13 protein-coding genes and 1 other annotated feature are annotated in these 12,374 nt (G+C 54.7%); of the genes, 9 read left to right on the top strand and 4 right to left on the bottom strand.

The features are described from left to right. Positions 1-49 precede the first annotated feature (49 nt). The gene (gpmB, locus tag C3F35_RS08450; RefSeq protein ID WP_032616424.1) at positions 50-697 is read left to right on the top strand and encodes a 2,3-diphosphoglycerate-dependent phosphoglycerate mutase GpmB; all 648 of its coding nucleotides are present in this window, start codon (positions 50-52) and stop codon (positions 695-697) included. Here gpmB and robA read toward each other — a convergent pair. Further along, positions 694-1,563, bottom strand: coding sequence for an MDR efflux pump AcrAB transcriptional activator RobA (gene robA, locus C3F35_RS08445; RefSeq protein ID WP_032616425.1), 870 nt, complete (start codon positions 1,561-1,563; stop codon positions 694-696). The genes gpmB and robA overlap by 4 nt on opposite strands. Before the next feature lie 213 nt (positions 1,564-1,776). Here robA and creA point away from each other — a divergent pair, with 213 nt between their 5' ends. Then, complete coding sequence (gene creA / locus C3F35_RS08440) at positions 1,777-2,247, top strand: protein CreA (protein ID WP_103792707.1); 471 nt, start codon at positions 1,777-1,779, stop codon at positions 2,245-2,247. A gap of 54 nt (positions 2,248-2,301) precedes the next feature. Here creA and arcA read toward each other — a convergent pair whose 3' ends face one another. Then, on the bottom strand, positions 2,302-3,018 hold the full coding sequence (gene arcA / locus C3F35_RS08435) for a two-component system response regulator ArcA (RefSeq protein ID WP_032616427.1): 717 nt from the start codon (positions 3,016-3,018) through the stop codon (positions 2,302-2,304). Positions 3,019-3,113: 95 nt separating this feature from the next. On the opposite strand from arcA, the gene yjjY reads away from it, so the two are divergent. From yjjY to C3F35_RS08400, 7 genes are all read left to right on the top strand, one after another. Next, positions 3,114-3,254, top strand: a complete 141-nt coding sequence (yjjY, locus tag C3F35_RS08430) for a protein YjjY (RefSeq protein ID WP_001541509.1) — start codon at positions 3,114-3,116, stop codon at positions 3,252-3,254. A 399-nt stretch (positions 3,255-3,653) separates the two neighbouring features. Beyond that, a complete protein-coding gene (locus C3F35_RS08425) occupies positions 3,654-4,340 on the top strand; it encodes a tRNA/rRNA methyltransferase (RefSeq protein WP_059308764.1) in 687 nt (228 codons plus the stop codon). A 212-nt stretch (positions 4,341-4,552) separates the two neighbouring features. Then, the gene (gene thrL / locus C3F35_RS08420; RefSeq protein ID WP_103181027.1) at positions 4,553-4,621 is read left to right on the top strand and encodes a thr operon leader peptide; all 69 of its coding nucleotides are present in this window, start codon (positions 4,553-4,555) and stop codon (positions 4,619-4,621) included. Further along, positions 4,560-4,677, top strand: a sequence feature (Thr leader region). It overlaps the preceding gene by 62 nt. A 25-nt stretch (positions 4,678-4,702) precedes the next feature. Next, the gene (gene thrA / locus C3F35_RS08415; protein WP_032616429.1) at positions 4,703-7,165 is read left to right on the top strand and encodes a bifunctional aspartate kinase/homoserine dehydrogenase I; all 2,463 of its coding nucleotides are present in this window, start codon (positions 4,703-4,705) and stop codon (positions 7,163-7,165) included. Between the two features lies 1 nt (position 7,166). Continuing rightward, positions 7,167-8,096, top strand: coding sequence for a homoserine kinase (gene thrB / locus C3F35_RS08410; protein ID WP_077227122.1), 930 nt, complete (start codon positions 7,167-7,169; stop codon positions 8,094-8,096). Between the two features lie 3 nt (positions 8,097-8,099). Continuing rightward, positions 8,100-9,386 carry a threonine synthase gene (gene thrC, locus C3F35_RS08405; protein WP_032616431.1) on the top strand — a complete coding sequence of 429 codons (1,287 nt, stop codon included), beginning with the start codon at positions 8,100-8,102 and terminating at the stop codon, positions 9,384-9,386. Between the two features lie 283 nt (positions 9,387-9,669). Then, positions 9,670-9,957, top strand: coding sequence for a DUF2502 domain-containing protein (locus C3F35_RS08400; protein WP_032616432.1), 288 nt, complete (start codon positions 9,670-9,672; stop codon positions 9,955-9,957). A gap of 30 nt (positions 9,958-9,987) precedes the next feature. Here the strand turns inward: C3F35_RS08400 and yaaA are convergent, their stop codons facing one another. Then, positions 9,988-10,761, bottom strand: a complete 774-nt coding sequence (yaaA, locus tag C3F35_RS08395; protein WP_103792708.1) for a peroxide stress protein YaaA — start codon at positions 10,759-10,761, stop codon at positions 9,988-9,990. A gap of 66 nt (positions 10,762-10,827) precedes the next feature. Beyond that, complete coding sequence (locus tag C3F35_RS08390) at positions 10,828-12,258, bottom strand: alanine/glycine:cation symporter family protein (RefSeq protein WP_103792709.1); 1,431 nt, start codon at positions 12,256-12,258, stop codon at positions 10,828-10,830. Between the last annotated feature and the right edge of the window lie 116 nt (positions 12,259-12,374).

Here is a 12,374-nt window from a genome sequence, read left to right as displayed (position 1 = left end):
AATTAAGCCTAACTCTAAAAATATCATCGCAGTATAACGGAAAAAAAGTATGTTACAGGTATACCTTGTTCGCCACGGTGAAACGCAGTGGAACGCCGAGCGACGTATTCAAGGCCAGTCAGACAGTCCACTTACTGCCAAGGGCGAGGAACAGGCCCGTCAGGTTGGCGAACGCGCCAGAACGCTGGGCATCACCCATATCATCGCCAGCGATTTAGGTCGTACGCGACGCACAGCAGAGATTATCGCCCAGGCCTGCGGCTGCGATGTCACTGTGGACGCCCGCCTGCGCGAGCTGGATATGGGGGTGCTGGAAAAGCGTCTTATCGATACCCTGACCGAAGAAGAAGAAGCATGGCGTCGCACGCTGGTTAATGGCACAGAAGCGGGCCGTATCCCGGAAGGCGAATCTATGCTGGAGTTGAGCGAGCGTATGCACGCGGCGCTGGCGGCCTGTCTGGATCTGCCCGAGGGGAGTCGACCGCTGTTGGTGAGTCATGGTATGGCGTTAGGTTGCCTGGTCAGTACCATTCTCGGGCTGCCAGCATGGGCTGAGCGTCGCCTGCGTCTGCGCAACTGCTCGCTTTCCCGCATTGATTATCAGCAGAGTCCGTGGCTGGCATCAGGCTGGATAGTGGAGATGGCAGGGGACATTTCGCATCTCGATGCCCCTGCATTAGATGAGCTACAGCGTTAACGGCGTACGGGAATCAGGTATTCGCAGCGCAAATCAATTGGGCGTTCGTCCGGTTTAACATCCGTTGACGGATAGTAACGCTCAATATCCTGCCCCTTTCTGCGGTTCAGGTTCAGCATCGGCATGCAGGTACCGTATACCGTCATGATAAAATCCTGTACCCCGGTGCCCAGCCCTTCATAGGTGAACATCACGTATTCGCCGCCTTCGACCACCACCGGCTTCGAACCCTGGATATAGCCGTTGGCCATCTCAGGCGTTAATGCCGTGGTGTAGAAGACCTCCTGCTCGTCATCTTTTTCCAGACTTGGACGCGTCTCGTTCAGGCCATACAGCAACGGCGGAATAGCCGGTGCGTGGCTGAGGAAATCACGCCAGAACTGGACACGCATCTGGTGACGGAATTCGGAGATCTGCTCCAGCGAGCAGGAGTAACTTTGGGTGGTGCCGACCAGATGTGTTTCCGGCAGGGTAACCATCTCGTGCTTCGGCATCTCGAATTCGCCCAGACGCAGCGGCGGGCGCATCCCGAACGAACTCCAGTCTGGCGAGCGGCGATAGAGCGCAGGGGTCAATGAGAACTGTTTTTTAAACGCACGGGTAAAGGTCTGCTGCGAATCAAAGCGATACTGTAATGCGATATCCAGAATCGGACGCGCAGTCAGGCGAAGCGCCACAGCGGATTTGGAAAGACGACGCGCGCGGATATAGGCGCCGATGGCATGACCGGTGACATCCTTGAACATCCGTTGTAAATGCCACTTAGAATATCCCGCTTTTGCCGCCACGTTGTCGAGTGACAAAGGCTGGTCCAGATGGCCTTCCAGCCAGGTAAGAAGATCGCGAATAATTCCAGCCTGATCCATATACTATCCTCATCCTTAATACAGCAGAGACCCTGCTAAACAGGTTAGCGGATAATAGCATTTTTTGATGTTTTAGCATTCAGTGTTTTTTTTGCGCTTAAATGCGCTTTGCCCGGCATTGCGCCGGAATATATTCTAATCCTGTGATCTTGCTACGCTTTTCACATGATTGTTGAATAATGACTCAGTGTAATATTTAAATATGGTAACAATATGAAATACAAGACATTGATCCTCACAACGCTGCTGGTTTTAGCCGGTAATGCGGCGCAGGCAGAAGAAATTGGTTCCGTTGATACCGTATTTAAGGTTTTCGGGCCTGACCATAAAATCGTTGTTGAAGCTTTTGACGATCCCGATGTGAAAAACGTGACCTGCTATATCAGCCGGGCGAAAACCGGCGGGATTAAAGGCGGGCTGGGGCTGGCGGAAGACACCTCCGATGCGGCCATTTCCTGCCAGCAGGTGGGGCCGGTTGAATTGAGCGATAAGATCAAAAACGGCAAGTCGCAGGGCGAAGTGGTATTCCAGAAGCGCACCTCGCTGGTGTTCAAAAAACTTCAGGTCGTGCGTTTCTATGATGCGAAGCGTAACGCGCTGGCGTACCTGGCCTATTCGGATAAGGTGGTGGAAGGGTCGCCAAAGAATGCGCTCAGCGCCGTACCGATTATGCCGTGGCATTAAAAAGGCATAAAAAAAACGGCGCAAATGCGCCGTTTTTAATTGCTGACGTGAGGATTACTCCTGCAGGTCGCCGCAGAAACGATAGCCTTCACCGTGGATGGTGGCGATGATTTCTGGGGTGTCCGGTGTGGATTCGAAGTGTTTACGAATACGACGGATGGTTACGTCAACGGTACGGTCGTGCGGCTTCAGCTCACGGCCGGTCATTTTTTTCAGCAGTTCTGCACGGGACTGGATCTTGCCCGGGTTTTCGCAGAAGTGCAGCATGGCGCGGAATTCACTGCGCGGCAGTTTGTACTGGTCGCCCTGGGGGCTTACCAGTGAACGGCTATTAATATCAAGTTCCCAGCCGTTGAATTTGTAGCTATCTACGCTACGACGCTCTTCGCTGACGGTGCCCAGGTTCATGGTACGGGACAGCAGATTGCGTGCACGAATGGTTAACTCGCGTGGGTTAAACGGTTTGGTGATATAGTCATCCGCACCGATTTCCAGGCCAAGAATTTTATCAACTTCATTGTCGCGGCCAGTCAGGAACATTAACGCAACGTTCGCCTGCTCACGCAGCTCGCGCGCCAGCAGAAGGCCGTTTTTACCCGGCAGGTTAATGTCCATGATGACCAGGTTGATATCATTTTCAGAAAGGATCTGATGCATCTCTGCGCCATCGGTCGCTTCAAAGACATCGTAGCCTTCTGCTTCGAAAATGCTCTTTAACGTGTTGCGTGTTACCAACTCGTCTTCAACGATAAGAATGTGCGGGGTCTGCATGTTTGCTACCTAAATTGCCAACTAAATCGAAACAGGAAGTACAAAAGTCCCTGACCTGCCTGATACATGCCATAAATTAACATGACCGGCGTAACGTGACTAAAGTACGTAATTGCGTTCTTGATGCACTTTCCATCAACGTCAACAACATCATTAGCTTGGTCGTGGGTACTTTCCCTCTGGACCCGACAGTGTCAAAAACGGCTGTCATCCTAACCATTTTAACAGCAACATAACAGGTTAAGAGGCACCGGACACCCAATAAAACTACGCTTCGTTGACATATATCAAATTCAATTGTAGCACGTTAACAGTTTGATGAAATCATCGTAGCGGATTGCTAGCTTTTGTCACATTTTTTCAATAAACCAACCAGTTGCGTTCATTGATTAATAAACAGGGTGAATCCAATGTCAATAACCAACATAAGAAAGCATTATCATTATTAAACATAGGGATAAGTGCTATTCTTTAACATTATCGCGTAAAGTTCCTGCATGAAATAGTTTAGTAATTTTAATTTGTACTGAAACACGATTTCGGTGATTTGTGTTGCAATTTTGTAAATTCGCGCTGCGTAATATGATGATGTCCATCACATTATTTGCGGCTAACTGCCTAAAAAGAGAGCATAAATGCATTTGTCAATTGTACTGGTATCCCCCGCAAGAGCAGAAAACATCGGTGCCGCCGCACGTGCCATGAAGACCATGGGGTTTACTGATTTACGTATCGTTGCCAGTGACGCACATAACGATCCGGCGGCGCGGCGTGTGGCCCATGGATCGGGAGATATTCTTGATAATTTAACCACTTACGAAACACTCGCGGACGCGCTGCACGACATTTCTTTTACGGTGGCGACCACTGCACGCGGTCGTTCGAAATTCCATTACTACGCCACGCCAGCGGAACTGGTGCCGCTAATGGCTGAGAAAAGTCAGTGGTTGCCGAAGATGGCGCTGGTATTTGGCCGCGAAGATTCCGGCCTGACTAACGATGAACTCGCCCTGGCAGATGTATTGACTGGCGTGCCGATGGTGGCGGATTACCCGTCGCTGAATTTAGGCCAGGCGGTCATGGTGTATTGCTATCAATTAGCCTCTCTGATGCAAATGCCGGTTGCCCCGGTGGCGGAAGTTGATGAAAACCAGCTTGCCGCTTTACGTGCGCGCACCGATCGTCTGCTGACCGCGTTGAATGTCGCTGACGATCAAAAAATGGCGGAGTGGTTACAGCAGCGGCTGGGTCTGTTAGCTCAGCGAGACACGGCGATGTTGCACCGATTACTGCACGATATCGAAAAAAAGCTGGCAGAGTAAACGTCTGTCATAAATTTTTATTATGGTTAAATATTCCAGAATAGAGGTTGCATACGGCCCGATCCGGGAAGAAATAAAATCTCAGGCAGCAAGACGTCACAGGGCCGGGAAAGCCGCTTAAATGAGAAATTCGTTGACTTAGCGGCACGTATGCTTTAACCAATAGAGGTAGACAGCACAGACAGATAATAATGACAGAGTACACAACATCCATGAAACGCATCAGCATCACCACCATTACCACAACCATCATCATTACCACAGGTAACGGTGCGGGCTGACGCGTACAGGAAAGAAAGAAAAAAGCCCGCACCTGAACAGTGCGGGCTTTTTTTTCGGCTAAAGATCACGAGGTAACAACCATGCGAGTGTTGAAGTTCGGCGGTACATCAGTGGCAAATGCAGAACGATTTCTGCGTGTTGCCGACATCCTGGAGAGCAATGCCAGGCAGGGGCAGGTGGCGACGGTACTCTCTGCCCCGGCTAAAATTACCAACCATCTGGTGGCAATGATTGAAAAAACCATCGGGGGGCAGGATGCACTGGTGAACATCAGCGACGCAGAGCAGATCTTCGCTAACCTGCTGCAGGGCCTGGCGGACGCCCAACCCGGCTTTCCGCATGCTCAGTTGAAGGCTTTTGTTGAGCAAGAATTTGCCCAGATTAAACACGTTTTGCATGGTATCAGTCTGTTGGGGCAGTGCCCGGACAGCATTAACGCGGCACTGATCTGCCGCGGTGAAAAACTCTCCATCGCCATTATGGCGGGTCTGCTGGAAGCCCGTGGCCATAACGTCACGGTGATCGATCCTGTCGAAAAACTGCTCGCTGTTGGTCATTACCTCGAATCCACCGTAGATATTGCCGAATCTACCCGCCGCATTGCCGCAAGCAAAATCCCTGCTGATCATATGATCCTGATGGCGGGTTTCACCGCCGGGAATGAAAAAGGGGAGCTGGTGGTGCTGGGCCGTAACGGCTCTGACTACTCTGCCGCCGTACTGGCCGCCTGTTTGCGTGCCGACTGTTGCGAGATCTGGACTGACGTGGACGGTGTGTATACCTGTGACCCGCGTCAGGTGCCGGATGCCCGCCTGCTGAAGTCGATGTCGTATCAGGAGGCGATGGAGCTTTCCTACTTCGGCGCCAAAGTGCTTCACCCGCGTACCATTGCCCCTATCGCCCAGTTCCAGATCCCATGCCTGATTAAAAACACCGGCAATCCACAGGCGCCAGGCACGCTGATTGGGGCCAGCAACGACGACGATGGCCTGCCGGTTAAAGGTATCTCTAACCTCAACAACATGGCGATGTTCAACGTCTCTGGTCCGGGGATGAAAGGCATGGTGGGCATGGCGGCACGCGTGTTCGCGGCCATGTCGCGCAACGGCATCTCGGTGGTGCTGATCACCCAGTCCTCTTCCGAATACAGCATCAGCTTCTGCGTACCGCAGGTGGACTGCCTGCGCGCCCGCCGGGCGCTGGAAGAGGAGTTCTACCTCGAGCTGAAAGAAGAATTGCTGGAGCCGATGGCCATCCAGGAGCATCTGGCGATTATCTCTGTCGTCGGTGATGGCATGCGCACTCTGCGCGGTATCTCCGCGAAATTCTTTGCCGCGCTGGCGCGGGCAAACATCAATATTGTTGCCATTGCCCAGGGGTCTTCCGAGCGTTCCATCTCAGTGGTGGTGAATAACGACGATGCCACTACTGGCGTGCGCGTGACCCATCAGATGCTGTTCAACACCGATCAGGTGATTGAAGTGTTCCTGATTGGCGTGGGCGGTGTGGGTGGTGCATTACTGGAGCAGCTTAAGCGTCAACAGGAGTGGCTCAAGAAAAAGCATATCGATCTGCGTGTCTGCGGTATCGCAAACTCCAAAGCGCTGCTGACCAACGTCCACGGGCTGAACCTGGAGAACTGGCAGTCAGAGCTGGCAGAAGCAAAAGAGCCGTTTAATCTGGGCCGCCTGATCCGTCTGGTGAAAGAGTACCACTTGCTGAACCCGGTGATTGTTGACTGTACTTCGCACCAGGCGGTGGCCGATCAGTACGCAGACTTCCTGCGCGAAGGCTTCCACGTGGTGACGCCGAATAAAAAGGCCAACACGTCGTCGATGGATTACTACCATCAGATGCGCCACGCAGCGGCGAAATCCCGCCGTAAGTTCCTCTACGACACCAACGTTGGCGCAGGGCTGCCGGTTATCGAAAATCTGCAAAACCTGCTCAATGCCGGTGATGAACTGCAACGTTTCTCCGGGATCCTGTCCGGCTCGCTCTCCTTTATCTTCGGCAAACTCGACGAAGGCATGAGCCTGTCGGAAGCGACCAAAGTGGCGCGCGAACTGGGCTACACCGAGCCAGATCCGCGTGATGACCTTTCGGGCACCGACGTGGCGCGCAAGCTGCTGATCCTTGCCCGTGAAACGGGACGTGAGCTGGAGCTGTCGGATATCGTGATCGAACCGGTTCTGCCGGAAAGTTTTGATGACTCCGGCGATGTGGCGACCTTTATGTCCAGGCTGCCGCAGCTGGACGATGCCTTCGCCGCGCGCGTTGCAAAAGCCCGTGATGAAGGGAAGGTATTGCGCTATGTTGGCAACATCGAAGAAGACGGCGTTTGCCGGGTGAAGATGGCGGCAGTAGACGGTAACGATCCGCTGTACAAAGTGAAAAATGGCGAAAACGCCCTCGCGTTTTACAGCCACTATTATCAGCCACTGCCGTTGGTCCTTCGCGGCTATGGCGCAGGAAACGATGTGACGGCGGCGGGCGTCTTTGCCGATCTGCTGCGTACCCTGTCATGGAAGTTAGGAGTTTAACATGGTCAAAGTTTATGCCCCGGCTTCCAGCGCCAATATGAGCGTCGGGTTTGATGTGCTGGGTGCGGCGGTGACGCCGGTGGATGGTTCATCGCTGGGGGATACGGTCACGGTAGAGGCCGCAGACAGTTTTAGCCTAAGCAACGTCGGGCGTTTCGCCAGCAAGCTGCCGACCGATCCGCGTGAGAATATCGTTTATCAGTGCTGGGAGCGTTTCTGTCAGGAGATCGGTAAAAACGTGCCGGTCGCAATGACCCTGGAAAAGAGTATGCCGATCGGCTCCGGGCTGGGGTCGAGCGCCTGTTCGGTCGTGGCCGCGCTGGTGGCGATGAACGAACACTGCGGCAAGCCGCTGAATAATACCCGCCTGCTGGCCCTGATGGGTGAGCTGGAAGGGCGCATCTCCGGCAGTATTCATTACGATAACGTCGCCCCCTGTTTCCTGGGCGGCATGCAGCTGATGATCGAAGAGAACGGCATCATTAGCCAGCAGGTGCCAGGCTTTGACGAGTGGTTGTGGGTGCTGGCCTATCCGGGCATCAAAGTGTCCACCGCGGAAGCGCGCGCCATTCTGCCAGCGCAGTACCGTCGTCAGGACTGCATTGCACACGGTCGTCATCTGGCGGGCTTTATTCACGCCTGTTACACCCGCCAGCCAGCTCTGGCTGCAAAACTGATGAAAGATGTTATTGCCGAACCATACCGCACCAAACTGCTGCCGGGCTTCAACGAAGCGCGCAGTGCGGCGCTGGATATCGGCGCCCTGGCCTGCGGCATTTCCGGTTCGGGTCCGACGCTGTTTGCCCTGTGCGACAAGCCGGATACGGCACAGCGGGTCGCTGAGTGGCTGGGAAAAAATTACCTGCAAAATCAGGAAGGCTTTGTTCATATTTGCCGTCTGGATACGGCCGGCGCACGAGTACTGGGATAAACGATGAAACTCTACAATCTTAAAGATCATAACGAGCAGGTGAGCTTTGCACAGGCCGTCACACAGGGCCTCGGCAAAAACCAGGGGCTGTTCTTCCCGCACGACCTGCCAGAATTTGGTCTGACCGAAATCGACGAGATGCTGAAACAGGATTTCGTCACCCGTAGCACCAAAATTCTCTCTGCCTTTATCGGGGATGAGATCCCGCAGGAACTGCTGGAAGAGCGCGTCCGCGCTGCCTTTGCTTTCCCGGCACCGGTAAGCCAGGTGGAGCCTGACGTCGGTTGCCTGGAGCTATTCCATGGCCCGACGCTGGCATTTAAAGACTTCGGCGGCCGCTTTATGGCGCAGATGCTGACTCACATCAGCGGCGATAAGCCGGTCACCATTCTGACCGCGACGTCCGGCGATACCGGCGCGGCGGTTGCGCATGCCTTCTATGGCCTGAAAAACGTGCGCGTGGTGATCCTCTATCCGCAGGGCAAAATCAGCCCGCTGCAGGAAAAACTGTTCTGTACCCTCGGGGGCAACATTGAGACTGTCGCCATCGACGGCGATTTCGATGCCTGTCAGGCGCTGGTTAAGCAGGCCTTCGACGACGAAGAGCTGAAGGTCGCGCTGGGTCTGAACTCCGCGAACTCCATCAACATTAGCCGCCTGCTGGCGCAGATTTGTTACTACTTCGAAGCGGTCGCTCAGCTGCCGCAGGAAGCGCGTAACCAGCTGGTGATCTCAGTGCCGAGCGGCAACTTTGGCGACCTGACTGCGGGCCTGCTGGCGAAGTCTCTCGGCCTGCCGGTGAAACGCTTTATCGCCGCCACCAACGCCAACGACACGGTGCCGCGTTTCCTGAAAGAGGGCAAGTGGACGCCAAACACCACGCAGGCCACTCTGTCCAACGCGATGGATGTGTCCCAGCCTAACAACTGGCCGCGTGTGGAAGAGCTGTTCCGCCGTAAAATCTGGCGTCTCAATGAGCTGGGTTATGCTGCGGTGACTGACGACACCACCAAAGAGACCATGCGCGAGCTGAAGCAGGTGGGCTACACCTCCGAGCCGCACGCGGCGGTGGCGTATCGCGCCCTGCGCGATCAACTGAACCCGGGCGAGTACGGCCTGTTCCTCGGCACGGCCCATCCGGCGAAGTTTAAAGAAAGCGTGGACGCGATCCTCGGTGAGTCGCTGCCGCTGCCGAAAGAGCTGGCCGAGCGTGCCGATCTGCCGCTGCTGTCGCACAACCTCCCGGCTGATTTTGCGGCGCTGCGTAAGTTGATGATGACGCGCGGATAAGCCTGATTGCCCGGTTGCGCTACGCTGACCGGGCCTACGCAAAGCATTTGTAGGCCGGGTAAGGCGAAGCCGCCACCCGGCAAAAATCCAGCGCGGGTGCGCGCCATCGCCACCCGGCTTTTTTTATGGAGAAATTAAGGAGAAAAATAGCAGGGAAAAAGCAGAAATTCCCAATAAATGCGGTAACTTACAGAATAGGATTGCAGAGAATAACATCCTTCCTACCCCTCACGTAATCTCCTCACATCGGCTCATAACGGGCAAGATCAATAAGGAGTAACCTATGTCTACACTGAAACCTGTGCTTATTGCACTTTCGCTGATGCTGGTGGCTCCGATGGCGGCTCAGGCCTCTGAAATCACGCTGTTACCGGCGGTTAAACTGCACATCGGCGATCAGGACAGGCAGGGACACTACTGGGATGGCGGCCGCTGGCGCGACCATGACTGGTGGAAGTCTCATTACGAGTGGCGTGACAATCGCTGGCATCCGCATGGCGAGCATCATGATAATCGCCATCACGATCGTCATGACGATCACCGTCCGGGACCGGACTGGAAACACCATTAAACTCACCCCGCCAGCTGGCGGGGTTTTGCATTACTGCTCGTGGCGCTTAAACACCAGTTCACCTTTCCCTGACGCTTCTTCGTCAAAGAAATAGCCGTCGCTGTTGAATGCGGTCAGCTGCTCTGGCTGCGTCAGGCGGTTTTCAATGATGTAACGGCTCATCAGCCCGCGCGCTTTTTTGGCGTAGAAGCTGATGACCTTAAACTTGCCGTTCTTCTCATCGAGGAACACCGGCTTGACGATCTCCGCGTTCAGCTTTTTCGGTTTGACCGATTTGTAGTACTCGTCCGACGCCAGGTTGATCAGGATATTGTCGCCCTGCGCCTTCAGCGCATCGTTCAGGGTGTCGGTGATGGTCTCGCCCCAGAACTGATACAGATCTTTGCCTTTCGCGTTCTCCAGACGGATCCCCATCTCCAGACGGTAAGGTTGCATCAGATCCAGCGGACGCAGCACACCGTACAGACCGGAGAGCATGCGTAAATGCTGCTGGGCAAAATCAAAGTCCGCTTCGCTAAAGGTCTCTGCCTGCAGGCCAGTATAGACATCACCTTTGAAGGCCAGAATTGCCTGGCGGGCGTTGGCCGGGGTGAAGTCCGGGTGCCAGTCGTGGAAGCGAGTGGCATTAAGATCCGCCAGCTTATCGCTGATCCCCATCAGGCTGGCAATTTGCGGCGCCGAAAGCTTGCGTGCCTCGCGGATCAGCTGTTGCGAGTGATCCAGCAGTTCAGGCTGGGTATAACGCTCGGTGGCGAGGGCGCTCTGGTAGTCGAGCGTTTTAGCAGGTGAAATCAGAATCAGCATATCCAGTCCTTGCAGGAGATTTAGGGCGACTTTAACAAAAAAATCGCCTGTATTGATCGATGGCTGTTATTGACGCGGCAAATCATCCCAGGCGCCTGGCGCAAGTTGCGCTTCAATCTCGGGGTAACGCGCGACATCAAACACAGGCCGAACCCCCAGTTTTCGCTGACGCAGATAATCCCGCGCTATCAGGGTAACCACGGGGGAGAGGAGCAGAATTGCCGTCAGGTTGGTGATCGCCATCAGCGCCATAATAATATCTGCCAGTTGCCAGACCATCGGCAGGCTTAACAGGGAGCCGAGCAGCACCATCAGCACCGCGCCACCCCTTAACAGCCAGCGGGATTTGTGGGCATCAGCGTGCAAAAAGATCAGGTTGTTTTCAGCGTAGATGTAGTTCATCACGATGGAGCTAAAGGCGAACAACACGATAATAAAAGCCGCGAAATCGGCACCCCAGTCCCCGGTAAGATTGACCAGCGCCTGCTGCATCAGCTGCACGCCTGTGGTATTGGCCGGGAGGTCCACTGGGCCTGCCAGCAGCACAATCATCGCGCTGGCAGTACAGATGATAATGGTATCCACGAAGACGCCAATCATCTGCACGATCCCCTGGGAGGCCGGGTGAGGGGGCCAGGAGGCAGCAGCCGCGGCGGCATTCGGCGTTGACCCCAGGCCCGCTTCGTTGGAAAACATACCGCGCTGAAAACCAGCCGTCAGGGCCTGGCTCAGGGTATAGCCCAGCGCACCCGCAGCGGCTTCGTGCCAGCCAAAAGCACTTTTTACGATCAGCGTAAAGACGGCGGGTAGCTGGTCGGCATGCCAGGCGCAGACCAGCAGACTGGCGCCCACCCACAGCAGGGCCATCACCGGCACCATCCATTGCATCAGCCGGGCAACGCCTTTTATACCGGTGATGATCACCCCCAGGGTGAACAGCGCCATCACGCTACCGGTAACGATTTCCGGGCAGTCGAAGGCGAAACGCAGCGCGTGGGAGACAGAGTGGGCCTGAACGGTATTAAAGATCAGGCCGTAGGCGATGAGTAAAAAGAGCGAAAACAGCACACCCATCCAGCGCATGCCCAGGCCGCGGGCCATATACCAGGCCGGGCCGCCGCGAAATTGTCCCTGTTTATCCGCTTCTTTATACAACTGGGCCAGCGAGCACTCGGCAAACGAGGTCGCCATGCCGATGAGGGCGGTCATCCACATCCAGAAGATGGCTCCCGGGCCGCCTGCCGAGATCGCCAGCGCGACCCCGGCTAAGTTACCGCTGCCCACCCGGGCCGCCAGGCTGGTACAGAGCGCCTGGAACGACGTTAGGCCTCCCGGCAGAGGGCTTAGGCTATTTTTCAAATTATTGTGCAGCTGGCGAAAGGCGCGAAACTGAATAAAACCGCAGCGAAAAGTGAACCAGATACCTGCCGCAAACAGCAGGTAAATCATCACCGAACCCCACAGAATTTCATTAATAAATGACAGAAAATCAGGCATTAACGTCCCTCTTGTTGATGCCAAAGTGCATAGGTAATCGCTTCCAGTGAGTGGGCAAACAGATTATGAGCAGGGTGGAGTTTTGCCAAGTTTATCACAGTATCTTTCAGCGCATT

This window comes from Leclercia sp. LSNIH3, assembly GCF_002935105.1.
Classification (GTDB): domain Bacteria; phylum Pseudomonadota; class Gammaproteobacteria; order Enterobacterales; family Enterobacteriaceae; genus Enterobacter; species Enterobacter adecarboxylatus.
Note: the sequence above shows the minus strand (reverse complement) of the source record. Positions and strands in the feature narration are given on the sequence as shown.